21 protein-coding genes and 3 pseudogenes are annotated in these 25,361 nt (G+C 45.1%); 10 read left to right on the top strand and 14 right to left on the bottom strand.

Going from position 1 to position 25,361, the window contains the following annotated elements; genetic code table 11:
- Positions 1-14: 14 nt before the first annotated feature.
- Both JCM19037_RS08135 and JCM19037_RS08130 read right to left on the bottom strand, forming a co-directional pair.
- Positions 15-209: a hypothetical protein gene (locus JCM19037_RS08135; RefSeq protein ID WP_042399792.1), complete on the bottom strand. Its 195-nt coding sequence runs from the start codon at positions 207-209 to the stop codon at positions 15-17.
- Between the two features lie 135 nt (positions 210-344).
- The gene (locus tag JCM19037_RS08130) at positions 345-1,784 is read right to left on the bottom strand and encodes an Msr family ABC-F type ribosomal protection protein (protein ID WP_042399790.1); all 1,440 of its coding nucleotides are present in this window, start codon (positions 1,782-1,784) and stop codon (positions 345-347) included.
- A 460-nt stretch (positions 1,785-2,244) separates the two neighbouring features.
- Here JCM19037_RS08130 and JCM19037_RS29965 point away from each other — a divergent pair.
- The 3 genes and pseudogenes from JCM19037_RS29965 (at position 2,245) to JCM19037_RS25020 (ending at position 7,199) form a co-directional block, all read left to right on the top strand.
- A pseudogene (locus JCM19037_RS29965) lies at positions 2,245-3,244 on the top strand (hypothetical protein).
- 161 nt (positions 3,245-3,405) lie between these two features.
- A pseudogene (locus JCM19037_RS29960) lies at positions 3,406-6,453 on the top strand (hypothetical protein); the annotation flags it as partial.
- Between the two features lie 320 nt (positions 6,454-6,773).
- Entirely contained in the window at positions 6,774-7,199 is a 426-nt protein-coding gene (locus JCM19037_RS25020; RefSeq protein WP_373900581.1) for a hypothetical protein, read from the top strand.
- A gap of 44 nt (positions 7,200-7,243) precedes the next feature.
- Here the strand turns inward: JCM19037_RS25020 and JCM19037_RS08095 are convergent, their stop codons facing one another.
- The 4 genes from JCM19037_RS08095 to JCM19037_RS22455 form a co-directional block, all read right to left on the bottom strand.
- A complete protein-coding gene (locus tag JCM19037_RS08095) occupies positions 7,244-8,125 on the bottom strand; it encodes an N-acetylmuramoyl-L-alanine amidase (protein WP_042399787.1) in 882 nt (293 codons plus the stop codon).
- 220 nt (positions 8,126-8,345) lie between these two features.
- Complete coding sequence (locus JCM19037_RS08090; RefSeq protein WP_238544614.1) at positions 8,346-9,212, bottom strand: helix-turn-helix transcriptional regulator; 867 nt, start codon at positions 9,210-9,212, stop codon at positions 8,346-8,348.
- A 136-nt stretch (positions 9,213-9,348) separates the two neighbouring features.
- Positions 9,349-10,224: an MFS transporter gene (locus tag JCM19037_RS08085; protein WP_052363693.1), complete on the bottom strand. Its 876-nt coding sequence runs from the start codon at positions 10,222-10,224 to the stop codon at positions 9,349-9,351.
- Positions 10,221-10,460, bottom strand: a complete 240-nt coding sequence (locus JCM19037_RS22455; RefSeq protein WP_152548991.1) for a hypothetical protein — start codon at positions 10,458-10,460, stop codon at positions 10,221-10,223. The genes JCM19037_RS08085 and JCM19037_RS22455 overlap by 4 nt, the downstream gene beginning before the upstream one ends.
- Before the next feature lie 103 nt (positions 10,461-10,563).
- On the opposite strand from JCM19037_RS22455, the gene JCM19037_RS08080 reads away from it, so the two are divergent.
- From JCM19037_RS08080 to JCM19037_RS08065, 3 genes are all read left to right on the top strand, one after another.
- Positions 10,564-11,676, top strand: coding sequence for an ABC transporter substrate-binding protein (locus tag JCM19037_RS08080; protein WP_042399777.1), 1,113 nt, complete (start codon positions 10,564-10,566; stop codon positions 11,674-11,676).
- A 158-nt stretch (positions 11,677-11,834) separates the two neighbouring features.
- Positions 11,835-12,323 (top strand): hypothetical protein, encoded by a 489-nt coding sequence (locus JCM19037_RS08075; protein ID WP_042399773.1) that lies wholly within the window; start codon positions 11,835-11,837, stop codon positions 12,321-12,323.
- Positions 12,324-12,757: 434 nt separating this feature from the next.
- Positions 12,758-13,456 carry a GPP34 family phosphoprotein gene (locus JCM19037_RS08065; RefSeq protein ID WP_042399767.1) on the top strand — a complete coding sequence of 233 codons (699 nt, stop codon included), beginning with the start codon at positions 12,758-12,760 and terminating at the stop codon, positions 13,454-13,456.
- Between the two features lie 561 nt (positions 13,457-14,017).
- Here the strand turns inward: JCM19037_RS08065 and hutH are convergent.
- The 8 genes and pseudogenes from hutH to hutU all read right to left on the bottom strand — a co-directional run bounded on the left by hutH (position 14,018) and on the right by hutU (position 21,418).
- Entirely contained in the window at positions 14,018-15,526 is a 1,509-nt protein-coding gene (gene hutH, locus JCM19037_RS08060) for a histidine ammonia-lyase (RefSeq protein ID WP_042399764.1), read from the bottom strand.
- A 97-nt stretch (positions 15,527-15,623) separates the two neighbouring features.
- Positions 15,624-16,067 carry a hut operon transcriptional regulator HutP gene (gene hutP, locus JCM19037_RS08055; RefSeq protein WP_042399952.1) on the bottom strand — a complete coding sequence of 148 codons (444 nt, stop codon included), beginning with the start codon at positions 16,065-16,067 and terminating at the stop codon, positions 15,624-15,626.
- A gap of 96 nt (positions 16,068-16,163) precedes the next feature.
- Positions 16,164-16,574 carry a hypothetical protein gene (locus JCM19037_RS25015; RefSeq protein ID WP_152548990.1) on the bottom strand — a complete coding sequence of 137 codons (411 nt, stop codon included), beginning with the start codon at positions 16,572-16,574 and terminating at the stop codon, positions 16,164-16,166.
- Positions 16,568-16,915: a hypothetical protein gene (locus JCM19037_RS25010; RefSeq protein ID WP_152548989.1), complete on the bottom strand. Its 348-nt coding sequence runs from the start codon at positions 16,913-16,915 to the stop codon at positions 16,568-16,570. The genes JCM19037_RS25015 and JCM19037_RS25010 overlap by 7 nt, the downstream gene beginning before the upstream one ends.
- 44 nt (positions 16,916-16,959) lie before the next feature.
- Positions 16,960-17,511: a hypothetical protein gene (locus JCM19037_RS25005; RefSeq protein WP_152548988.1), complete on the bottom strand. Its 552-nt coding sequence runs from the start codon at positions 17,509-17,511 to the stop codon at positions 16,960-16,962.
- A 51-nt stretch (positions 17,512-17,562) separates the two neighbouring features.
- Positions 17,563-18,555, bottom strand: coding sequence for an agmatinase family protein (locus JCM19037_RS08045; RefSeq protein WP_042399762.1), 993 nt, complete (start codon positions 18,553-18,555; stop codon positions 17,563-17,565).
- A pseudogene (gene hutI, locus JCM19037_RS08040) lies at positions 18,552-19,825 on the bottom strand (imidazolonepropionase). Before hutI ends, JCM19037_RS08045 begins: the two are co-directional and overlap by 4 nt.
- Positions 19,826-19,840: 15 nt before the next feature.
- Positions 19,841-21,418, bottom strand: a complete 1,578-nt coding sequence (gene hutU / locus JCM19037_RS08035; RefSeq protein WP_152548987.1) for a urocanate hydratase — start codon at positions 21,416-21,418, stop codon at positions 19,841-19,843.
- A 329-nt stretch (positions 21,419-21,747) separates the two neighbouring features.
- On the opposite strand from hutU, the gene JCM19037_RS08030 reads away from it, so the two are divergent.
- From JCM19037_RS08030 to JCM19037_RS22450, 4 genes are all read left to right on the top strand, one after another.
- On the top strand, positions 21,748-22,338 hold the full coding sequence (locus JCM19037_RS08030) for a DMT family transporter (RefSeq protein ID WP_238544613.1): 591 nt from the start codon (positions 21,748-21,750) through the stop codon (positions 22,336-22,338).
- A complete protein-coding gene (locus JCM19037_RS27005) occupies positions 22,332-22,649 on the top strand; it encodes an EamA family transporter (protein ID WP_238544612.1) in 318 nt (105 codons plus the stop codon). Before JCM19037_RS08030 ends, JCM19037_RS27005 begins: the two co-directional genes overlap by 7 nt.
- Before the next feature lie 685 nt (positions 22,650-23,334).
- A complete protein-coding gene (locus JCM19037_RS08025) occupies positions 23,335-24,057 on the top strand; it encodes a MerR family transcriptional regulator (RefSeq protein ID WP_042399759.1) in 723 nt (240 codons plus the stop codon).
- A gap of 58 nt (positions 24,058-24,115) precedes the next feature.
- Positions 24,116-24,583, top strand: coding sequence for an NAD(P)H-dependent oxidoreductase (locus JCM19037_RS22450; RefSeq protein ID WP_052363691.1), 468 nt, complete (start codon positions 24,116-24,118; stop codon positions 24,581-24,583).
- The last annotated feature ends 778 nt before the right edge of the window (positions 24,584-25,361 follow it).

Raw genomic sequence — 25,361 nt, 5'->3', positions numbered from 1 at the left:
TGACTCGATAAAGTTCAAGCTTGATCGGTGTAATTTCCACGACTTTCTTGTGTAGACATTGCTTGATCATCTACCTCATTCTCTACAAGCAAAATACGAGACTTCTCATCATTTGCCTCTGGAACATTTCCATTTTCAGCAGACAACGACAACGATGGGCTTGATAAAAATAGCGCAGCAGCACCACATAAATAATAGAACTTTTTCATAGGTTCACCCCTCTGCATTTTTATTATTATCTCATTTAATAGAATTAACTGAAATCGGTAAAAGCTATAGATTTGCTTTGGGCCTTTTTTCCTTAAGGAGCCTCTTGCTTTAACAACAAGAGGCTCTAACTTTCTCTACTTTGTACGTGTTAATCTACCATCTTTAATCTCATAGATCAGGTCCGAAACACCCTCTAAAAATCGCTTGTCATGAGACACAATAAGAACAGTTCCCTTGTATTTAGCGATCATTTCTTCGAGTGCTTCAATGCTTTGCACATCAAGAAAAGTCGTTGGTTCATCTAAGATGAGCACGTTATAGCTTCCTAAAAATCGTTCACTCAAAACAAGGCGAATGGCTTCTCCACCACTAAGTTGATTGACTGATTTCTGTATATCATTCCCTTGAAAACCCATTGAGGACAGCACTGCACGAATTTGTGGTTCTTCGTAATCTGATTGATTTCGAATCCAATCAATGACAGTTTCATCACTCTCGAAATGATAAGCCATCTGCTCATACCGGCCGATTACGACTTTCGGTGACAATATCACGCCAGCTTGATCGTTTGCAATATGGTGCAAAAGCGTTGACTTCCCTGCACCATTGGCACCTGTAAAGGCGATTGTTTTTCCTAAAGGTAGTTGAAAACTAACATCCTTTACTAGGATTCGATTTCCTGCTCGAATGGTTGCTCGGTCTGCCATAATGGGCACTTTATTGTGTAATTCCAACACTTCAGGAGTATGAAAGCGAATGCGTTGTGCTTGCTCTGGAGCTTGGACTTCTTCTAATTGATCCATTCGCTGTTCAATTGCTTTTGCAGCTTTCGCCATCGCCTTTTGACTGCTTCCTTTTTCTTTTGTCATAAACATGCGATTGGCGTTTGGCGTGCCTTTACTTCCCTTTGTAACATCACTCGCTTTTCTCATTTTTTCTTGTGCTGATCTTTGAAGTCGTTCCTTATCTTTTAAATATTTATCATATTGATTGGCTTGCTGTTTGTTCTCCAGCTCTTTCTGTTGTTTGTAGTCCGAGTAATTGCCGGTATAGACCGTCACTCGCCCCTGATCGACTTCCCATATCTTTGTAACCAATTCATCTAATACGTCACGGTCATGGCTAACCAAAACGAAAGCACCATAATAGTACTTCAATTCATCAATGACAAAGCGCACACCTTCACGGTCCAAATGTGTTGTTGGTTCATCCAAAAGCAACACCTCTTTATAGACCGAGAATGTTTGAGCGAGCTTTCTTCTCGTCTCTTCTCCACCGCTAAGTTGGTCGTGACTAGGGACAGATAATCGTCCGAGCCATTCAGCATCTGCCGCCGCATTACTTTCACTGTCCAATTGCGGAAATACACTAGCGTCTGTATGACTAATTACTTTTCCCCTGCTTGGTGTAACTTCGCGACTCATTAACTTTAAGAGTGTGCTTTTGCCACTTCCATTGGTTCCGACAATTCCAATCCGATCAAACTGATGGACAGACAGCTTTTGTATATCAAGTACAACACGATCCAAATACGACATTTGGATGTTTTCTAATTCAATCGTTACTTTTTCCATTCTCTCTTCCTCCGTTTGCTCTGATCCGTCAGAGTGAGAAGAAAGTCTGTACAAAAAAAGAGAAGAGCAGAAAAATCCGCCCAACTCATCGATAGAAGAAGTTATAAAATGACAGACTTATCCCGTTTACCCTGCGGAGTGCAGAGTCATTGAACGATTCCATTACTTGTTCAATGTCGGGAAGCGTAGTCTGGGTAAAAACATAATATAACTTTCCTCCTTTTCGTAGAATTAGTTCCAGTATATGTACGTTAGTGATGATTGTCAACGTCGGTAATATGATGGACTTTTCTAACGTTTTCTACACTTATTGCATACACAATAGAAAACACTCATGGAGGAGGAGACATCATTGAGACCCAACTCGGAATGGGATCATTTGCGGAACGGAAATCGCAAAAATCGCCTGAGTGGCATTCACATAAACAATCAACTTATTCAGTCTCTATATACTTCATCAATGCCTCCTAATGGGGTTACAGTAACTGGGCCAACAGGAAATACGGGAGCTACTGGTGCTACAGGGCCACTTGGCCGACCAGGAAGACAAGGACTAGCAGGACCTCAAGGGGTTCCAGGTGCTACTGGACCAACGGGGCCGCCAGGGACTGGATTGACTAGTGTGACTGGTCCCACTGGGCTACAGGCAGTACTGGGGCTACGGGGGCAACAGGTTTGACTGGAAGCACTGGCGTGACGGGCAGTACCGGTGTTACTGGACTCGCAGGTAACACGGGAAATACAGGGCCTACTGGATCAACTGGTACTACAGGTAACACTGGGGCTCCCGGAATCACTGGTGCTACTGGCGGTACTGGTGCATCTGGATCGACAGGGGCTACTGGAGTTACTGGGCCTTCAGGTGCGGCGGGATCTACGGGGAACACAGGAATAACGGGCAATACAGGGCTACGGGACCTTCAGGATCAACAGGAAATACAGGGCCTACTGGAAGTACCGGACCTACGGGCTCTACTGGTAACACCGGTGCAACAGGAATCATAGGTACCACCGGGCCTACAGGGAGTACTGGCGCCACTGGACCTAGCGGTTCAACTGGAGATACAGGAGCAACTGGGGATACGGGTGTAACCGGATCAACGGGCGTTACTGGGGTTACTGGCATAACTGGAAGTACAGGAACAACAGGCGCGACGGGGGTCTCTGGGGATACGGGTCCGACTGGTTTAACTGGTCCTCCAGGCGCTACTGGGAGTACTGGCGCTATAGGTCCTAGCGGTTCAACTGGAAATACAGGAGCTACTGGTCCTTCAGGTGTAACGGGATTCACTGGTACCACCGGCCTCCAGGAGCTACTGGTGTCACTGGTCCTACAGGAGCGAATGGAGCTACGGGAAATACAGGGGCTACAGGATCAACAGGAAATACTGGAAGCACTGGCCCTACTGGGAATACTGGGGCTGCTGGGTCCACTGGGGTTACAGGACCTAGTGGCTTAACTGGAGATACAGGAGCAACGGGGGCTACAGGTAACACGGGAAGCACTGGTAATACCGGCGTTACTGGCGCGATAGGTCCTACTGGGAGTAGTGGTGTGACAGGGATCACTGGAGCTACTGGACCCTCAGGTGTAACCGGACCCACTGGCTCAACTGGCAACACCGGTGCAACAGGAATCATAGGTACCACCGGGCCTACAGGGAGTACTGGCGCCACTGGACCTAGCGGTTCAACTGGAAATACTGGAGCAACCGGGGCTACGGGTGTAGCGGGATTCACTGGCCCTACTGGCATTACAGGTAGTACTGGAGCGACGGGCAGCACTGGTCCTTCTGGCTCAACTGGTGCTACGGGGAACACAGGAACGACTGGAAATACAGGGCCTATCGGGGTTACTGGGGTTACTGGCGTTACCGGACCTAGTGGCTCGACCGGCAATGCTGGAGCAACGGGAAATACAGGGCCTACTGGCGTTACCGGTGCAACCGGCACCACCGGTGTGACGGGATCTTCAGGGGCTACAGGACCACGGGCACTACGGGCACTACTGGACCTTCAGGCAGTACCGGAATTACTGGTCCTACTGGTGTTACAGGGGTTATCGGACCGACTGGCTCAACTGGCAGTACTGGGGCTTCAGGAATCACAGGTACCACCGGTGCCACTGGACCTAGTGGTTCAACCGGAACTACTGGAGCAACCGGGCCCACGGGTATAACGGGATTTACAGGTTCTACTGGCTTACCTGGTGCAACTGGTGTCACAGGTCCAACTGGCACTACAGGCAGTACTGGGGCTACTGGAGTTACCGGTGCGTCGGGACCTTCAGGGACTACAGGACCCACGGGTGATACCGGTCCTTCAGGCAGTACTGGAATTACTGGAGCTACAGGTAATACTGGCACTGCAGGTAACACTGGACCGACCGGCTTAACTGGTCCAACAGGTGTTACAGGACCATCTGGAGTTACTGGGGTTACCGGACCTACTGGCTCTACTGGAAGCACAGGTACTACCGGCACTACCGGGAGTGGTGGCGCCACTGGACCTACTGGACCTAGCGGTCCAACTGGAAATACAGGAGCAATCGGGGCTACAGGTAACACTGGAAGTACTGGCAATACCGGGGTTACTGGCGCAATAGGGCCTACTGGGAGTAGTGGTGTGACTGGAGTTACAGGACCGACTGGAGCTACAGGCAGCACCGGTGCTACTGGACCTTCAGGCAGTACTGGAATTATTGGAGCGACTGGTGCCACCGGACCTAGTGGCTTAACGGGCAATACTGGAGCAACAGGAATTACTGGGGCAACTGGCAATACTGGAAGCACTGGAGCCACAGGAATTACTGGTGTTACAGGGGTTATCGGACCTACTGGCTCAACTGGCAGTACTGGAGCTTCAGGAATCACCGGTGCCACTGGACCTAGTGGTTCAACCGGAACTACTGGAGCAACCGGGTCCACGGGTATAACGGGACTTACAGGTTCTACTGGCTTACCTGGTGCAACTGGTGTCACAGGTCCAACTGGCGCTACAGGCAGTACTGGAATCACTGGAGCTACAGGAGTTACCGGACCTAGTGGCTTGACTGGTAATACTGGAGCAACGGGAATCACAGGTGTCACTGGTACTTCAGGCATAACGGGCAGCACCGGGAACACTGGTCCTACTGGGGTTACCGGACCTACTGGACCTACTGGAAGCACAGGTACTACCGGCTACCGGGAGTGGTGGCGCCACTGGACCTACTGGACCTAGCGGTCCAACTGGAAATACAGGAGCAATCGGGGCTACAGGTAACACTGGAAGTACTGGCAATACCGGGGTTTCTGGCCCAACAGGTCCTACCGGGAGTAGTGGTGTGACTGGGGTTACTGGCACCATCGGCCCTACTGGAGCAACGGGCACCACAGGTGCCACTGGTGTCACCGGTCCTTCAGGCAGCACCGGAATTATTGGAGCGACTGGTGCCACCGGACCTACTGGCTCAACTGGCAGTACTGGAGCTTCAGGAATCACCGGTGCACTGGACCTAGTGGTTCAACCGGAACTACTGGAGCAACCGGGCCCACGGGTATAACGGGATTTACAGGTTCTACTGGCTTACCTGGTGCAACTGGTGTCACAGGTCCAACTGGCGCTACAGGCAGTACTGGGGATGCTGGAGTTACCGGTGCGTCGGGACCTTCAGGGGCTACAGGACCCACGGGTGATACCGGTCCTTCAGGCAGTACTGGAATCACTGGAGCTACAGGAGTTACCGGACCTATTGGCTTGACTGGTAATACTGGAGCAACGGGAATCACAGGTGTCACTGGCACTTCAGGCATAACGGGCAGCACCGGGAACACTGGTCCTACTGGAGTTACTGGACCTACTGGAAGCACAGGTACTACCGGCCCTACCGGGAGTGGTGGCGCCACTGGACCTACTGGACCTAGCGGTCCAACTGGAAATACAGGAGCAATCGGGGCTACAGGTGTCACTGGAAGTACTGGCAATACCGGCGTTACTGGCGCAATAGGTCCTACCGGGAGTAGTGGTGTGACTGGGGTTACTGGCGCCATCGGCTACAGGTGCTACGGGTGCTACTGGAGCAACGGGCACCACAGGTGCCACTGGTCCTTCAGGCAGTACTGGAATCACAGGAGCTACCGGAGTTACCGGACCTACTGGCTCAACTGGCAATACTGGAGCAACGGGGCCTACCGGGAACACAGGATTCACAGGTCCTACGGGCGCTACTGGTCCTTCAGGATCAACAGGAAACACCGGGGCTACTGGAATTACCGGACCTACGGGTATCACTGGAAGTACTGGCAATACCGGCGTTACTGGCGCAATAGGTCCTACCGGGAGTAGTGGTGTGACTGGGGTTACAGGCGCCATTGGCCCTACAGGTGCTACGGGGGTTACTGGAGCAACGGGCACTACCGGTGTCACTGGTGTCACCGGGCCTAGCGGCTTAACCGGCAGTACCGGGAACACTGGCACAACTGGTCCTACGGGGATTACAGGAACGACTGGAAATACAGGTCCTACTGGGGTTACTGGTTCAACAGGTGTTACTGGAGCTACTGGAATTACTGGACCTAGCGGTCCCTCCGGAAATACAGGTAGTACTGGAATCACTGGCGCTTCCGGAGTTGCCGGACCTAGCGGCTCGACTGGCAATACTGGAGCAACGGGTAGCACCGGTGCCACCGGACCTTCGGGTGCTACAGGACCCACTGGCGCTACCGGACCTATTGGACCGACTGGATCAACAGGTGTTACTGGCTCTACAGGTTCGACTGGGAGTACCGGAATCACCGGCATAACAGGGGCTACTGGCGGTACGGGTCCAACAGGAACTACCGGACCATCTGGGGCCACTGGCACGAGGGGAGCTACTGGTGCAACTGGTCCACTGGACCTACGGGTCCTTCAGGGTCAACAGGCCCAACGGGTAGTACTGGTCCGAATGTATCGTTACAAGGGTTTTCTGCACAACGAACGCCTGCAACGCTTAGCGCGGCCGGTCAATTGGGAAATTGGATTACGCCAGCTCCTTTTTATACAGACACTGGGTTTGATCCTACGACTGGGAATTACACAGTTCCAACTTCAGGTCGTTATTCGATTAAGGCGATGATTAATTATCAAACGACTGCCGCTATATCGGTTCAGCTCGGGGCTGGAGTTAACCCAGCATTCACTCTTGAAAGAATCTCTCCAACACCGACAGTTATTGCTTCAGGGTTGTTTCCGGTATTAAACGTCAATATTCTTCTACTATTAACATTACGAACGATTCTCGGTAACGGGGGTGTGAACTTAACGGCAGATGTGAACTTAAATGCAGGTGACGTAATTGGTCTGTTTTATGTATCCAATGGCTTGAATATCAATTTGAATATTGGTGCAGGTTCTTCTTCCGGTGTCGTTTGGTCCATTCACCGTATCACGTAATCAAAGGAAAAAATCCGTACCTCACTTGAGGTACGGATCAGCAATTAATCTAAGTTGCCGGTACGATCTAACACGGTTGCAAGTTGCTCGCGGGAGACGGGTTCTTTTGGTCGTTCGCCATTTAGAATACCTTGGCTCGTCGCTTTTTGCCATGCTTCTTGATGTGCGGGCGCAACCGAAGTAGGTGCCGGAGCGTCCATTGCTTTAATCAAAGTGCCTATCAAGTCTTCATACGGTAATGTGCCGTTTTCTAGCCTTTGTGACATATCCCCTACACCATGTCGCCGAACCAATCTGCGGATGGCCTCAATGTTACTTGCAAACAGAGCATCATTTAAATTCACAAACTGCTCCTCCTCTTTTGCCGTTATTTTTGATAGGTTAAACTCAGCCGCAATACCGTTCACATGCCCTCTAGCTATCGCTTCAATGACTTCTGAACGTTTAAGTAGAGCGGCATCTCTAGCATTGGTAATAAATAATGATTCAGTGAGAGCGGTTTTCATCGACTGGTACGTTCCCCGAAGAACTGCAAAGTTTGCAGACTTTAATCCCCTGTCAGTTACTGTGCCGTATCGACGAATCTCCGACAATATATTTTGATGCAGTTGATTTCTCAGACTAGGCAAGTTGGAGTTGTTGTGCATAAATGTTTCTGTACCGTTTGCTGAAGCAACGTAAGCATTTAAGTGGATGGATACAAACCCGTCTGCGCCAAAGCGAACAGCACGATTTGCACGCTCAGAGAGTTCAACAAACACATCGGTTGTACGACTCATTGCAACGTCCACATTCTCATATTCTGAAAGCAAAATATCTCGAACGCGTAGACCGATTTGCAAAACAAGTACTTTTTCCGTGAGACCGTTTCCTTGAGCGCCTGGATCATGACCTCCATGACCTGGATCAATGAATATCTTGGTCATCAGAATTCTCCTTAAAAAAGAAAATATCGTTCTATACAATCTATTCTCTTAACTGGCGACAAGAAACGGCTCAAGACTAGAAGTCTACGTACATTCTTGTATTAAAAAATCTCTTTAAAGAGGCGCCTGATCAACCGCGGCACGTACAAAATAATTTCAAAAAAAAAATCAATGAAAACCGATTGTGAATGTGGGTCTGATTTCCTTTTTCTCTTCATCGTCAAACCTCCTCAAAAGAAAGGTTCATAGGTTCAGAGGCAAGCTCTGCTTCAGGATCCATATTTGTAGAAGGGGTGTTATCGTCCACTTCTTCAAAAGAAAGATGATCCACCCATACTCTCCCTTTTCCAGATAACAAAAGACCGATTGAGATGATTGAACTGTCATCAGGAATATCTAAAATGATCGTATAGTAGTTCCACTCCGTCGTGCCTGTAATTGGGCGATTGTGCATGTTATCGAATTGGAGAATATCTTGAGAAGTCCCATCAACTCTCATCCACAATCCACAAGACTGTTCCACTTGTTCTGTTTTGACGAACCCCGTAAACTTCATTCTTTTGCCGATAAACTGCTTCGCTTTAAACTGTTGCATAATCGTTGCGAAGCACTCTTCTCCTAAGGCTTCCTTTGATTCAAGCCGAACACTCTGGCTTCCGTAATGAACGACCTCCTGATCCGCTGTAAGTTTGTATAAATGGGGGTGAGATCCGCTAAGGAACCACCCTTTAATTTCTGAATTGGTCATTGGCTCATCTCCTTTTTTCTGTACGAAAAGACTTCGATATTTTCCAGGAGGAAGGGAATAGTACTTTTTAAATGCTCTTGTAAATGCTTCTTGACTCTCAAAATAACTATTAAGTGCAATATCAATAATTCTCTCTTCTGTATAGAGGAGTTGGTGAGCAGCGAGAACAAGTCGGCGATGTTTAATGTACTCTGTAGCACTCATGCCAACTTCTCGAACAAACGTCCGATGAAAGTGGTACTTAGAATAGCCCATTTCAATGGCAACGGTTTCCAAGGTGATCGGTTGTAGCAAGTTCTCTTCAATATACGCAACGCTTTGCTGAGTGATGGTTTGCACCGTCTCTCCTCCTTTCAATAGTAGAATACGCGATTATGTTCGCTTTGTTTTGATCTTTTTTGCGGCGTATGCCCAAACGCATGTGTATGCTAGGAATATGACACTTGCGATAAAGTAAACGATGGATAGTGATCCATCAAATGTCGAGAGCAGTAAATAAGATAATAAAGGACCTACCGCTGCACCAGTGTCTACCATAATGGTATGCCACATCATAAATTTCACCCTGTCCGTCTTTGAAGCCGCTTCTGTTGCAATGGTATCGACCGTGGTCGAAAAAAAACGTCGAAATTAATTGAAATACAACGAGCAACAAAAGCAAGAGATACAGCTCACTCGTCCATCCAATTAAAAAGAAAACGATCGCTCCCCCCGATAGAGGCACAAATAATAAGTAGTGTGAGTGCTCCAGTCGGTCCATCCACTTTCCGACGAGCGGAGCAACAAAGGGGTCCCAACTCCAACGAACCGCTTGCAGAACGCCTGCAACGGTAGCCGCCCCAATCACAACCCCTAGTACGGTCAATTCCTCAATATAGTAGGTTTCAATTAGTGGGCTTAACGTGGATGCGAACAATCCCATAATCAAAAAACCCATACCGAGGCTCGTTAATAAAATGATTGTATGGTACGAGGTGAATGAAAATTTGTCATTTGTAACCGCCTGTTTTGAATCGTCATTCGTAATAAGTACGTTAGGAATTACTCGCCAAACAACCGGGATACACGCGGCAGCACATAAAGCAAACACCGTCGTGATCGGCATAATTGACATCTGGTCTGCAAGTAAACCCCCTGCCAGCATTCCAACAAGTCCACCAATCCCCCATAGACCGTTGTACATGCCAACGTGCTTTCCGCGATTATCATCAGAACTCACTTCAATTATGGTGAGGAACCCCCCCATTCTTAGCAATGACCAGGCAACACCCCAGAGCATTCTGGCAATAAACAGCACCCAGAAAATCGGAAACACTCCGTAGGAAAAGGTTGTGAGGCTTGCAAGAATCATCGCAATAAGTAAGCCTGTACGTAATGAAAAGCGCCGGTAAAACCAGGCAACCAGTGGTTTAATGGAAGACGAATTAAGCGATTAATGGAAAGCAAAAGCCCAATTTGCCACAAAGCCGTGAGCCCAAATTGTGAATAATATAATGGCAGTACAATAAATAGCATCGCATCTCCAAATAAAGCGATCGCAGTTATTAATGCAACTTGGATAACACGTATTCGAGCAGATCCACTCATTTTATTCCCCTCCACATCTTTCACATATAATTCTAACTTTTTTAAAGAGGAATAAAAGTGTACACTCAATATATATCGAGTTCCCCTTTTAGGAGGTGAAGAGGTGCACCTGATTGAATATTACTTACGGTTATTAGATCAAATTAAAGAAGTAAATACTGTTGTTCTCATTCGGCTTCCACGTGTATCCTCAATCCTCTCTTGTACAGATCGCAATGCGAAGAAAGTACTTGCTAAACTGACAGATGCGGGGTGGATTACGTGGACTGCTGGTCGTGGACGTGGCAGAATCTCGTCCATTCGTTTACACATTAGCCGTAATGATTTTCTAATTGATCAAGCAAAACAAGTAGCCACATCACAAACGATTGATGATGCTCTTGGGTTTTTGCATCGCTTTTCTCTGCCTCATACCGAGTTACAGCAGTTTTTTGATTGGCTTATGACCGACATGACTCGAACTGAAGCAAGCATAAATACGACATCCAAAGACCAGATTATTCTTCCTTCTTACCGAAGCTTTACGAGCTTACATCCGTTACATGTTCACCGTCGTTCTGAAAACCATGTGATGAAGCATCTTTATAACTGCCTCGTTCGTTATGATGAACGGACGGAGCAATTTTTACCTGACCTGGCACATCATTGGCACGTACAAAACAACAACAAGCAATGGACATTTTATTTACGCAAAGACGTTCAATTCCATTCAGGTAAAGAAATGACAGCCAAAGACGTTCAGGAAAGCCTCTTACAACACTTACGTATAAAAGAATCACCTTATCATTGGGCATTTAAAGATATGGATACGATTGAAACACTAAACCGATATGTTGTGCGCATTACATTTGAATCTTCACAACCACACTTGCTTCATATTGCTGCGTCTCTCGGAGCTGCGATTACTCCCGTTGAACGGTCGTCTCTGCCTGTAGGAACAGGGCCATTTGAAGTAACAAGCTTCACAGACAAAAAGTTCATCATGCACGCATTCTCAAAACACTTTCACACAAGGCCTCTGCTTGATATGGTTGGCATGTTTTTTTATCCTGAACTTTACAATTATCCTTCGGCACAACATTTTAACGAGAAAGATGTTCCGTTAAATTTCTATCATTACCCTTATTATGAACGTGTGGATGACCGGCTTGAAAGTTATGAAAAAGTGGACCGAGGAAGTAAACTTCTAACTTTAAATATGAACACAGCACCTTAGCCAACAACGACCTTTTGAGAGAAGCCATTTGTCATCTTCTTCCCGTCAGCTCATTACTTGAACGCTACCAAGGCAAACGATTTTCAAAAGCTGAGCGAATGGTGCAAGAGTTTGAACAAGACACATGCGCAAGAAGCGAAACACGAGGAGCTAGCTTGTTGCAACAAAGTAAATATAGCGGGGAAACGTTACAGCTTTACACGTATGCTGGAGCAGGAAATGAAGCAGATGCTCAACTCATCATTGATCACCTATTCAAGTATGGAATTCGTATGCGTTTACGAGTGTTGCCTTATGACCAGTTCCACCGTGAACATGCAGGAGCTGATTTACTACTTGGAGAAAACTTATTTCTTGAATCACCGCTATTTACTTATATGATGGCTTTTCTAAGCAGTCAGAGCATATTAAACACTCATCTGCCTGAAGATATTCTTCATGACGTGAAACAAGCCTTGCAATCAACAGATGCACTAAACAAACTACTCCACATCGAACGCAACCTATTAAGTCAATACACGCATGTTCACCTTTATCGATTAACGCAATACGCATTTTACCCCAAGAATTTACATGGGGTGGAAATGAACACATTAGGTTGGGTCGATTATCGTAAGTTGTGGTATGACATCGGGGGATTTGAATAAAAGGTAGGCGGAGGTAATAATGAATACGAACGACTTATTCCGAGATATGGCTCTCACATCCATTATCGTTAGTGTCATCTATTCATTTTTGGGAGGTATATTTCACCATTTCCTAGCGATACATTCAGCAATCACAGATCATTCATTTGGAATAACCGTCATATTAACATTCTTTAGCATCACACTCATAACCATCTTCATTATAGCCCCTGCCCATTACTACTTGTCTCGTTTCGGAACATGGAAGGGACCAACAATTTTGTTTAGCTTAACCACCATGATTGTACTCGTCATTTCGTTAAACACAGGTTCCGGCACGTTGTTGTTTTATATTTTTTTGCCAGTGGTATTTAGTGTTTTTTCTTTACTCTTAAAGTATTTTCTGAATCCTTCCAACAACTCGCAACGTATATAATTTAAAGGAGTGAATCGGAATGTTAACTTTAGCCGATATGTTAATGCTTACAGCGATTGATCCAGAAAAAGATCGGGTGTATGTTCGCAGTAGTTCTGCGCTTCCATACGGATTGAGCGGGGCGTTAATCGCCGAGCTGATGTTGTCTGCAAATGTAGAATTGCAAAAGGATAAAGTTGTCGTTATTCATCGTGAACACGAAGATCCTGTTCTTCAAAAAACGTTGCAAATTATTGAAAACGATAAGCGTAAACGTTCAGCGAAAGATTGGGTGTACAAACTAACGACAGCTCATAAGAATTTGCCAAATGTGATGGCTTATCACCTCGAGGAACAATCGTATTTAGACGTGAAAGAACATAAATTCCTCTGGATTTTCCCTCACTATACGTATCATTTACGTGAAGAAAACAACATAACTGGACTGCGTGAAACGTTCAACACCGTCTTGCAAAAAGCGCAAGAAAAAACGCCGTTCAATCGTGAAGAAGAACGGCTCATCGTGTTGTTATCACTTATTGATGCAAGCAAGCTTCTTGGCATCGTCTATCCCGATAGTAAAGAAGAACGATCGGTTCGTAAACATCTGAAACAAGTGAACAAAGATTTACCTGTTTCTAAAGCAGTATACGAAACAATTATGGCCATTGAAGCGAGTGTCGTTATTGCCGTGACTGCTGCGTCAACGGCTGCAAACAGTTCCAATTCATCCAATTAGTGCTTAGAACTCCCGCCCTCTTCTCTAAAGGTGTTGAGAGGGATGAAGAATTGTTCGGTTTTTGCACGTAAAGATTTGGACCGTCCTGGAATGTGGCAGTTTAAATATGTTGAGCTTTAATTTTACCTCAAAAACAGTGTTGCTGGTTGATGTGGCGATTCAATTTCAGAGTAGAAGCGCGACATCAACTCTTTTGTGTTCGTTGTGCCTACTAGACCGGGGAGGAGCGGTTAAGCTTCCTCCGTTTTATGATGAAATTATTAAACTGTCACTACTTAAGAAAGAGAAATTATTTTTCCCCTTATCCTGAACGAACAGAGCCGAATTATTTGGGTACGCTCTATGGACAGATTTTTGCGGATTTGCTTGCGTATGAGGTTAAAATCGCACCATAGACTTTGATATGGTGTGATTTCTAGTTTCTATGCTTTGATTTTCAATCATGCACCTCGTTAATTAAGCAAAATCTTACCACCCGTAACCCACCTTTATCTGTGGACAACTTTACGACCGGCAACGACCCACCCCTTTCCCTCCTAAAAAAGAGCGAACGTTCACAACTCAAGAAACGACGGGCGTAACTTCCTCGCACATTCTCGTTTTTAGCCAATGGTCTAGTTGTTCAATATCTTTTGAAAAGATTCTGTCTTGCTCAATGGACGGAACCACTTTTCTTGCTTCGGTATAGAACTGTTTCGTCTTCTTCGCAAGGTTTTCACTGCCTCTGTATTCCGCAGCTTGCATGCCACAGATGGCCTCGATCGCTAATACTTTTCTCGCATTTTGGATAATTTGATACGCATGCCTAGAACCAATGGTCCCCATGCTCACATGATCTTCTTGATTCGCTGACGATGGAATTGAATCCACACTTGCTGGATGAGCTAGTGTCTTATTTTCAGAAACTAGGGAAGCAGCTGTATACTGGAGAATCATCGCCCCAGACTGAATTCCAGGTTGCGGGCTTAAAAATGCTGGCAAATCATTGAGCTGTGGATTCACTAACCGCTCAATTCTTCGTTCTGAAATGTTCGCGAGTTCTGCGACGGCAATCTTTAGGAAGTCCATAGCAAATGCAATCGGTTGACCGTGAAAATTCCCTCCGCTAATGATTTTTTCACCATCGTCAAAGATTAGTGGATTGTCGGTCGCTGCATTCATTTCAATTTCGAGCTTCTCTTTTACATACTTCAACGTTTGCCAAGATGCTCCGTGCACTTGCGGAATACAACGAATGGAGTATGCATCTTGCACTCGCAATTGCCCTTGGCGCGTCGTCAGTCGGCTTCCTTCAAGGTAGTCACGAATTCTCGCTGCAACATCAACTTGCTCCTCATACCCCCTTGCGATGTGTACGTCCTCATCAAAAGCGTCAATAATGCCTTGAAGCCCTTCGATCGTCAACGCACTCACAAGATCGGCATATTGAGCTAAGTTCTCCGCTTCAAGGTATCCAATGACCCCCATTGCTGTCATCGCTTGCGTCCCGTTGATGAGCGCGAGACCCTCTTTTGCTCGTAATGTGACCGGCTGAATGTTGTATTCGTTTAACACTTCCAGGGCAGGGCGGACTTCTCCTTTTACAAACACGTCTCCTTCTCCCATGAGCGCGAGTGCTAAATGAGCGAGGGGAGCAAGATCTCCACTTGCGCCGAGAGACCCTTGTTGCGGAACGACCGGTGAAAGGTTTGCGTTAATCATATCTTTTAACGTATGAACAATGACAGGGCGAACCCCAGAAACGCCTTTAAGAAGCGCATTGAGTCTAAGAATGAGCATCGCACGCCCGACAGGTTCTGGAAAAGGCTCTCCGACACCGCAAGCATGAGAATGAATTAAGTTGCGCTGCAGTGCCACGACGTCTTCTTTCGGTACGGGCACATCGCTTAACTTACCAAATCCCGTGTTAATGCCGTACACGACATCGCCATCCTCAACAATTCGTTCTACTGCTTCACGAGATGTTTTTACTTTCTCCAAGCTCAAGTCATCAATCTGAATACGTTCTTTATCAAACAAGATCTTTTTCATTTGTACGATCGTAAGTGAATGTCCATTTAATGTAATCATTAGACCGCTCCTTTTTTCAATATAAAAAAGGGACTATACAAAACCGTACGATGTACGGTTTCATATAGCCCCCTAGTGTCTATTGGCTGTGGGCCGTTTATATGTGGTTAATGCCAAGCCCAATCGTCTCATGCTCGGCGCCTTTTACCGGGGCTCCAATTGTCCCATAAAGAGATACGGCAATCCATTCCCCTTCTTCGGGTTCGTCATACGGTCGACCTCTCACGATGGAAAAGCTAAGACCAACCGTACGTAACATCGACCCTAGCTGGACTTGCCCTCTTGTAACCCCTTGCATCGCTTCAATAATCGCGTGATAAAGCGCATGCCCTTCTCGGTAAAGGTCTTTGTTAATGATCTTCTCATTCTTTGCTGCCGTTTCAATAGCGGCAACAACTTTATGTGTATCCATTGATCCAACTTTCCCTTTGCAAAACTGCCAGTTGGAAAGCTGCAATTGTTCTTCAATATGTGCACAATCCTCTTCTAATAGTAGCAAAAGCGCGGATTGTCCGATTCTTCCGGTTGTTTTTAAAGGCATCCCAATCACTCACTAACCTTAAACATTACACACGAACTATCAACTATTGACTAGTGTAATTGTTTTCATTGTATTTTTTTCCTTGTGAAAAGTCAATTAGAATACGATATGAGTAATCACGGCGATAATCGGCATCGCTATGAGTGTACGGAGCACAAACAGAATGAGCATATCTTTTAGTGTGACCGGTACATCCACTTCCATTAAAAGCGGAATGACCGCTGAGAAAAACAATACTTGAGATAAGGAAAGAACAGCGATAAAGAACTTCGCTTCAACTGCGGCCTCAACGACAAACAACGCAGGCAAGAACATCTCTGCAATTCCAACGAGTGATGCCGGTGCTACGAGATGCGCATCCGGTATGCCTAACAACATGATGAGTGGTTCCATCGGCTTTCCAATCCATTGAAAAACAGGTGTATATTCTGCAATTAAAATGGCAGACAACCCGATAGATAGAATCGTAGGTAAGATTAGAATCGTTAATTTACCACCATCTAGCAACCCACTAAACAGTTCTTTAAATAACTGATTAGATTCTTTTGCCCGGCTGCACCGATCCGTAGTGCTGCCTTGAATAAGTTTCCTTCAGGTTGTTCTTCTTCCACCGGTTCACCCACAAACGTATCTGGTTTCCTAGAAAGAGGTGGAATCCGAACGAGAATCGCAGCCAGCACAATCATGACAAATGTGACACTTAAAAAGATAAGGGGAAACAGATGCAACAAATCCAATGTTGAAGCGACAACAGCAAAAAATCCAATGCTTACAGACGAAAAACACGTCACGATTATGATAGATTCTTTAGCGGAGTATCGGCTCTGGTTATACATTTTGTTCGTCACATAAATGCCGACTGAGTAGCTTGCTACAATGGATGCGACAATGTCTAACGACGCACGCCTGGCACTTTGAAAAGGGGTCGCATAATCGGTTTTGATAATGTTCCGATAAATTCCAATCCGCCAAAAGCAACGAAAAGCGTGACAAAGAAAGCACCTAAAGGAACAATGACTGCTACAGATGACACAAGATTGTGATACATGAGCTGTCCAGTATTTGGCAAAAGCACCGCTTCTGGACCGATATTAAAGACGATCATAATCGCAAAAACAGCACCGAGCAAACGAAAGATTAAAAACGGTATGCTCGTCCGAAAATACGAAAAATCACGACTCCATTCAGTATTCGAGCGCTCTTGAATAAAAGCGATTGTACTAAGTACAGCGCTCAACAAAATGATGAGCAATACGTAAAAGGCGACCATTTGCGGAAAGTGGTCTTGTATGCCAGACACAAAGACATCAAATGGAATGGTCCAAGCTCCGTCTACTTTTATTGGAAGCAAAAAGAAAAGAAAACCGATAATCATTGTGCTCCATAACTTCACGTAAGAAAGACGGTTATTCGCAGTTTCAACGGTTCTCGATGTTTGTTTCATCTTTCATCCCCCTGTATTCAACACAACGACCGGTGTAAAGAAAAGAGGCAACTACGCCTCTTTTCTTTTGCTATATCCGGTAAGAAAACTGAGCATGGTGTGAACGGCAGCTTTAACGGTTTGTTCCCCAACATCTTTTCGAGGATCAAGACAAACAATGTCCATTGCCTTCACGCGTTCATGTTCACCTGCCAGTTGAACAGCTTCGAATAATTCTTCTGTATACATGCCACCAGGTGTGGCGGCGGGAGCTGCGGGTCCATGAACGATATCAAGCACGTCCATGTCGACCGTTAAATAGATGGTATCTACCTGCTTACTTAGTGTTTCCAATGCTTCTTGAATGACCGATCCAATGCCGGCTTTTCTCGTATTTTTCATCGTTTTATAGTTAATGTCATGTTGATCTGCGTATATTTTTAAGTCCTTGGCGTTAAAGAAACCATGGAGACCAATGTTATGCACGTGCTTGCCTTCAATGACCCCGTTCTCAATTAAAAACCGGATGGGCGTCCCATTTGCAGGGCCGAGCTCATTCGGGTCTCGCAAGTCAAAATGTGTATCCAATTGCAAAATCCCGATTCGCTCATTAGGATGAGCATTTTTCCATCCTTTTACGAGCATCGCTGTTATCGAGTGGTCACCACCTAAGGACACTGGAAGTGTGTGCGGATGGTGAACCCTCATCGCTTCCATCGCTTTTGTGATGTTCTCGTGCGTTTGATGAATATCCGTCACATGCTGCTTGACGTCCCCTAAGTCAACGGCTTGAAGGGATGCAAGATCGACATCTTCGTCCAAGTTGTACGTTTGGAACGATTTCCAAGCGGCGCGCATCGCTTCTGGGTTCTCACTCGCTGCCGAAGTGCTAATGGATGACTTTGACAGAGGAACTCCGAGAATTGTTACGTCCACATCATTCAAATCTGTCAATTGTTCGACAGGTCGAATCCATTCGTGAACTTTTACGTCTTCGGTCGCCTCTGCTTTCTTTGTCCAAACTCTTTGTGGTCGGTCGAGCTGCGGGTACGGATAGCCACTCATGCTAATGAACCACCACGGACGAGAGTCTTGCCTTCTTTAACGACCGTATCGACATGATTCATGCCGTATTGATAGGATAAGGTCAAATAGTTCGGCACATCAAAGATCGTAACGTCGCCTTTCTTCCCAACTTCAAGGCTTCCTACTTTCTCCTCCATACCAATGGCATGTGCCGCATTGATCGTCTTGCCGTCAACACTTCTTCAGGTGTCATCCCCATTTTTAAGCAGCCGAGATTCATAATAAATGGCAAAGAAATCGTCGGTGAGGAGCCTGGATTTTGATCTGTCGAAAGTGCTACGGGTAAACCTTTGTCAATCATCTTACGGCCATCGGCGAACTCTGCCATTAAGAAGAAGGCTGTTCCTGGTAGTAACACACCCACTACACCCGCTTCAGCCATTTGTTCAACTCCACGGTCGCTCGCTTTGAGTAAATGATCAGCGGAAATGGCACCCACTTCAGCAGCAAGTTCTGCGCCTTCATATGGCTCAATTTCATCTGCATGGATTTTCGGAATAAGGCCGTGCTTTTTCCCTGCTTCTAGAATTCGTCTTGACTGATCAGGCGTGAATACACCACGCTCACAAAACACATCATTAAATTGCGCAAGTTTCTCTTCAGCGACCACTGGCATCATTTCATCAATGACACGGTCCACAAATGCTTCTGGATTTTCTTTTTCATCCATGGGCACAGCATGTGCCCCCATGAACGTAGACACAATATCGATCGGATGATCCCCTTCAAGCTCTTTAGCGACACGCAATTGCTTAAGCTCATGTTCAAGTGTTAATCCGTACCCACTTTTCGCTTCAATTGTCGTCACACCGTGTAGCAAAAATTTGTTCAGGCGACGGTGCGACTGCTCGTATAATTCTTCTGAAGTCGCTTTTTGCGTCGCCCGTGTCGTCGCATGAATTCCGCCACCTGCGTTCATAATGTCCATATAACTTCTGCCTTCAAGGCGCATCGCATATTCGTTTTCGCGTGTACCTGCATGAACGAGATGTGTATGCGGGTCAACAAGTCCAGGGGTAACCGTCTTTCCAGTGGCATCGATCACCTCTGCATTCTCAAGCTTTTCACTGTATTCTGCGCGAATGTCTTGATCCGTTCCTACCGCCAAAATGACACCATCTTCAATAAGCACACTGCCGTGTTCAATCATGCCTACTTCTGACATTCTCTCTTTTTTAGCAGGTTGTTCACTATGGCCTTTCATTGTCACCACTTGCGCAGCATTTGAAATATAAACGATTTTTGACATGTACAATCTTCCTTTCTATTGATCTAACATCGGAATGTTCATCTTATGTCTCTTCGCAGCGTCAATAGCCTCATCATAGCCAGCATCTACGTGTCGTACAATTCCCATTCCCGGATCTGTTGTAAGCACACGCTCAAGCCGAGCTTCTGCATCTTTCGTTCCATCAGCAACGATAACCATGCCTGCATGGAGGGAATACCCCATACCTACACCACCACCGTGGTGCACACTCACCCAACTAGCGCCACCGACACTATTAATCATCGCATTGAGGATTGGCCAGTCAGCGACTGCATCACTTCCGTCTTTCATCGCTTCTGTCTCACGGTTTGGTGAAGCAACCGAACCTGAGTCTAAGTGATCGCGTCCAATAACAACCGGTGCGCTTAATTCACCGTCTGCGACCATTTGGTTAATGATCTTCCCAAATTTCGCTCTTTCACCATACCCTAACCAGCAAATTCTAGATGGTAGTCCTTGGAAAGAAATCTTCTCTCTCGCCATGCGAATCCAATTACACAAGTGCTCGTTGTCACTAAATTCACGAAGAATCACTTCGTCGGTTTTATAAATGTCTTCCGGATCTCCTGACAAGGCGACCCAGCGGAAAGGTCCTTTTCCTTCGCAAAACTGTGGGCGAATATATGCGGGTACAAATCCTGGGAAGTCAAACGCATTTTCGACTCCTTCATCTTTCGCCACTTGTCGAATGTTGTTGCCATAATCAAACGTAATCGATCCTTTTTGCTGAAGAGTGAGCATCGCTTTTACGTGCTCAGCAATGCTTTTTCTTGATTGCTCTGTATAACTTTTTGGTGAGCGAGCGCGTAGTTCATCCGCCTCGTCTAGATTTAGACCTGTAGGTACATATCCGTTTAGCGGATCGTGAGAAGATGTTTGGTCTGTAAGGACTTCTGGTGTGAATCCTCGCTCAATGAATTCAGGTAGGATTTCTGCAGCATTCCCTAACAATCCAATCGATAATGCTTCTTTCTTTGCTTTCGCTTCTTCAGCCATACGTAATGCCTCATCAACTGAATCGGTGGAAACGTCCAAATACTTTGTATCTAACCGGCGCTGAATGCGATGTTGATCCACTTCAATGGCAATACATACGCCCCCATTAAGTGTTACCGCAAGCGGTTGTGCACCACCCATTCCACCAAGACCAGCGGTGACGGTAATTGTACCCGCGAGGCTGCCATCGTAATGTTGCTTCGCTAACTCACCAAACGTTTCGTACGTTCCTTGGACAATGCCTTGAGAACCAATATAAATCCAGCTCCCCGCTGTCATTTGTCCATACATCATGAGTCCTTTTTGATCAAGCTCATGGAAATGATCCCAATTCGCCCAAGCAGGTACGAGGTTGGAGTTGGCAATCAACACTTTTGGAGCGTCCTTATGTGTTTTGAATACGACTACCGGCTTGCCCGATTGAACGAGTAATGTTTCATCATCATTTAATGTCTTTAAACTATCTACAATCGCATCGTAACTTTCCCAGTTGCGCGCTGCTTTTCCAATGCCACCATAGACGACCAAATCGTCAGGATTTTCAGCAACATCTGGATGGAGATTGTTACTGAGCATGCGTAGTGCGGCTTCTTGAATCCACCTTTTGTATGCAGTTCAGTGCCTGATATTGTTTCACTTTCGTTTCTTCAGCCATTCAAATCTCCTCCTGCTGTCTTTTTCGTATTTGCTACATCGTATCAATTGCAGAAATGCATTACAGACAAGAATCTTTTGAATAAAGATAGTTATTTTCAATATTTTACGAGAAACCGTTTACAAAAAGCTAACTTTTTTATAAATGATACAATTTTTGGTTTCGAACCTACAATTACTTTGAAAACTTTTTATCTTCTTAATGTTTCGTGGTATGGTTGGAAGAAAAAAGAGGGGTAGGAAACATCTGCATGGCTAGAGGAAAAGCATACTTATATACCATTCTTGGTGCATCCGCTTGGGGGTTAATTGGCGTTTTCGTATCCCCCCTGTATGATCGCGGATTCACGCCTTGGGAAGTCGTGGCGATTCGTGGCGTCTTCACGTTTGTTTTCATGTTTTTATTAATGATGTTATTTTTCCGAAAACACCTCGCTACAAAGTTGCGTGATCATCTTGTGTTTGCAGGTGCAGGCATCATTAGCATCGCTTTTTTTAATTACTTTTACTTTGAAGTGTTCGCCCAAGCTGGCATTTCACTCGCTGTTACGCTGCTTTATACTGGGCCTTTATTTGTTACCATCTTATCGAGAATTTTCTTTAAAGAGGCTCTCACAAAAACAAAGATGATTGCGCTTGGTCTCGCTGTCATTGGCTGTGCCTTCGTTGTGGAGCTGCTCCCATATGGTTCCTCAAGCTTGCCACTATCTGTTGTTGGCATGGGCATTCTTTCAGGATTCTTTTACGCATTGTATAGCATCTTTACAAAACCGATTACCGACCGCTACTCACCACTCACCATCACAACGTATACGTTTTATACACAAGTGTGTTTATGCTAATTGCTAGTGACGTGACCGCTAAAGTGGAGTTATTTACATATCCAGATGTGCTCGTTTCTAGTGTACTGCTCGCCCTCGTTTCAACCGTTGCCGGATATGTTTTTTATACAACCGGATTGAAACATCTTGAAGCGAGTAAAGCATCAATTCTCGCTACCATTGAGCCGATCGTTGCTGTAATAACCGGAGTGCTCGTTCTGAATGATACATTGGCAGTTTGGCAAGGCGTGGGCATCATTAGCGTGCTATTCTCAGCAGTTCTAGTGACGAGAAGGAGAAGAAGCAGGCAGCATTCTGCTCGAGTCGTATAGAAGGTCGGATCTCCATTTGCGTTTGTTGGAGTTGGTTTGTAAACAGTTGATGGCGTGCTTGTTCATTAGTACTTTGTTAGAAACGGGCATTCCAGGAGGAGACAATTTGAAAGCAGTAATGCTGGTTTTCTTTTTTGGTGCATCTACTGTGAGCTAGGGTACGAACAGAGGAGCTTGCAAGTTATCGCGCCCTCACGTAGTCAACCAGACACTTACGAATTGGCGAGCAGCGTCTTCTGCTGTTCGATCGAGACCGTCCGTGAAGTCGCCCCATGGGATGTATGTTTCATCTTTGGCTCCTTCTCATATCTGGTTTCTTTCAAAACAGTTCCTTACAGAATTATATAGAGCGTCATAAAAGTACGCCCATAATTTCTGGAGGTGTATATGGCAAATATATTACAATTAATAACTTTAACAGCCTTAAGTTTGTTGCTAGGGAGCATCATAGTATCTAACATCGTAAAGGATTACATCCCTAGAAAAAAATTAAAATTCGTAAATGCTCATATACTACTAGTTCCAATAATACCAATATCTTGGCTTGTCATTTTAGTTTCTGATATAAGTCCTTTATTTGCTATTATAATAACTACCATTTCTGTATTGTTATATGCATTTTCCCTGTACGGCTACTTAACATATCGCCATAAAAAGGGATAGTAATTTTTCAAAGGGGGTTTTTATGGTAAATGAAAGAACATACAAAATTGGGGAAATCGCATCGATGTTTAATATCCCTCAACAAACATTGCGTTATTACGATAAATTAGGGGTAATCACACCCTCTTTCGTAAATGAAGAAAATGGCTACCGGTATTATTCAATAGAAGAAACAAGGAAATTACACAGCTTAAACCTATTGAAACGAATGGGTGGCAGCGTAAATGAGATACGTGATCTCTTTTCTAAAGAAGGCACCCTACCTGAAATGAAAGAGAACTATAGCAAACTCATTGATAAAATTGATGATGAAATAAAGCAGTTATCCTTACTAAAGAACAGCATTCAAAACAAATTAAGCGATTTAGATCAACTGAACCAACAGCGTAACCACTTCGACATTCAACAGCGCGAGGAAAAAGTAGTTTGTGTAAAGCCTGTGCAGATTCGTTCTACAGAAGATCAAGAAACAGAATGTTATCGTGCGTTTCTACCAATTGCTTCTGATGTTGATTTTATCAATACACGAACAGGCTTCATTTTAGAGAAAAATAATTTCTTGAACGGTGAGTCCTACGCAACGTCTTTTATCATTGAAGGATCTTCGCCAATTGAAGGCTATCAGGAGCACGTTATAAGAAGAGGAACATACTTAACGTTCACCATTGAAGATGATTATTCGAAAAGCTTTACCTATTATGATGTACTAAGAGAACATATCCTCAAGAATGACATTGAGTACTAGGCGACATTTATGAGTTTTCTTATGAGCACCTCCCCCATGTGTCAAAGAGTTATGCGATTTGGCAACTAATGGTCGAGGTAAATCCGTTGACCCTACAAGCACTGTAGGTTTATGGTTACAACATCAAATGAAAAAGGATGGTTTTGATCTCATGAGAATTCGATTAATTGTTGCTCACCCAAGAAAAGAAGCATTAACGATGAAAGTGGCGGAGCGTTTTGTTAATGGTGCAGAAGAAAAGGGTCATATCGTTGACGTGGTTGATTTATATAGAGAAGAATTTAACCCTGTTCTGTTCGAGAAAGATGAACCAGATTTTGAATCCAAAAATAATGTGTACACTGAGACAGTCATGAAAGAAGTCAAACATATAGAAGAAAGTGATGCCCTCGTCTTCATTTTTCCAATCTGGTGGTACGGGATGCCCGCGATTATGAAGGGGTATGTCGATCGCGTGATTAATTATGGGGTGCATATGGCCAAGGAAAAGACGGCATCGTTGATAAGGTACGATTTATTGGTCTAGGAGGCGTCGATCGAAACTTCTATAAAGAGCAAGAATTCACATCCGCGATTAACATCCAATTAAACAGAGGCATCAGCAACTACATTGGCATTCAAGATACGGAGACCCACTTGTTCTTAAACACATTCGCAGAAGGCATTGACCAAAAAGAGATTAAGAACTATTACAACACATTCTTAGATGACGCTTATCAGATCGGACACGACCTTTAAAGAGGAAATAGGAAAGAGACTATTCTTGTTTTACTCGAGACAAAATGGATTTAGAAATACCTTTGTATTAAGGATCAACAATAGCAAAAGCATATGAGTGTCCATTAAATATCGTTCTATTTCTTTATAGTGAAGAAGAAATAGAGCATAAAGACGAGACTATTTTTTGAAGTCACAGTATAAAATTACACAGCCCGTCATGTTCGCTTCCGCATCGAGCTGAGCGAGCGATGCTAGCGAGATCTTCCGACATCCAAGTGTACGAAGAAGCTTGATTTTACTCTCTCCCGAAGTTGAGGTGATTTTTGCTCACATAAACCTCTTGCTACACTTTATTTGGGAATGATTAGGAGATCCGCGATCTAGATCACGTCCAAAATGGTCTAGATCACGGTAAAAGGACTGTTTTTCTCATATATAGGGGATCTAGATCATATTCATGGTGATCTAGATCATTTTTCACTGCTTTGAACACCTGCGGTGCTAATGAATGCTCAATATTGGTAACTTTTAGGAGATTGGTGGTCTATATAGAATGAACTAAACATTTTCCTCGTTGCGTAGTC

The organism is Geomicrobium sp. JCM 19037 (genome assembly GCF_000698105.1).
Classification (GTDB): Bacteria; Bacillota; Bacilli; order Bacillales; family Marinococcaceae; genus Geomicrobium_A.
This window is presented reverse-complemented; position numbering and strand designations above follow the sequence as displayed.

Excerpts from the sequence above, each read along its gene's own strand:
- JCM19037_RS08135 (WP_042399792.1), bottom strand. The coding sequence starts at position 209 with ATGAAAAAGTTCTATTATTTATGTGGTGCTGCTGCGCTATTTTTATCA.
- JCM19037_RS08130 (WP_042399790.1), bottom strand. The coding sequence starts at position 1,784 with ATGGAAAAAGTAACGATTGAATTAGAAAACATCCAAATGTCGTATTTG.
- JCM19037_RS08095 (WP_042399787.1), bottom strand. The coding sequence starts at position 8,125 with ATGACCAAGATATTCATTGATCCAGGTCATGGAGGTCATGATCCAGGC.
- JCM19037_RS08085 (WP_052363693.1), bottom strand. The coding sequence starts at position 10,224 with ATGATTCTTGCAAGCCTCACAACCTTTTCCTACGGAGTGTTTCCGATT.
- JCM19037_RS22455 (WP_152548991.1), bottom strand. The coding sequence starts at position 10,460 with ATGAGTGGATCTGCTCGAATACGTGTTATCCAAGTTGCATTAATAACT.
- JCM19037_RS08065 (WP_042399767.1), top strand. The coding sequence starts at position 12,758 with ATGTTAACTTTAGCCGATATGTTAATGCTTACAGCGATTGATCCAGAA.
- hutH (WP_042399764.1), bottom strand. The coding sequence starts at position 15,526 with ATGATTACATTAAATGGACATTCACTTACGATCGTACAAATGAAAAAG.
- hutP (WP_042399952.1), bottom strand. The coding sequence starts at position 16,067 with ATGCCTTTAAAAACAACCGGAAGAATCGGACAATCCGCGCTTTTGCTA.
- JCM19037_RS25005 (WP_152548988.1), bottom strand. The coding sequence starts at position 17,511 with ATGAAACAAACATCGAGAACCGTTGAAACTGCGAATAACCGTCTTTCT.
- JCM19037_RS08045 (WP_042399762.1), bottom strand. The coding sequence starts at position 18,555 with ATGAGTGGCTATCCGTACCCGCAGCTCGACCGACCACAAAGAGTTTGG.
- hutU (WP_152548987.1), bottom strand. The coding sequence starts at position 21,418 with ATGCTCAGTAACAATCTCCATCCAGATGTTGCTGAAAATCCTGACGAT.
- JCM19037_RS08030 (WP_238544613.1), top strand. The coding sequence starts at position 21,748 with ATGGCTAGAGGAAAAGCATACTTATATACCATTCTTGGTGCATCCGCT.
- JCM19037_RS27005 (WP_238544612.1), top strand. The coding sequence starts at position 22,332 with ATGCTAATTGCTAGTGACGTGACCGCTAAAGTGGAGTTATTTACATAT.
- JCM19037_RS08025 (WP_042399759.1), top strand. The coding sequence starts at position 23,335 with ATGGTAAATGAAAGAACATACAAAATTGGGGAAATCGCATCGATGTTT.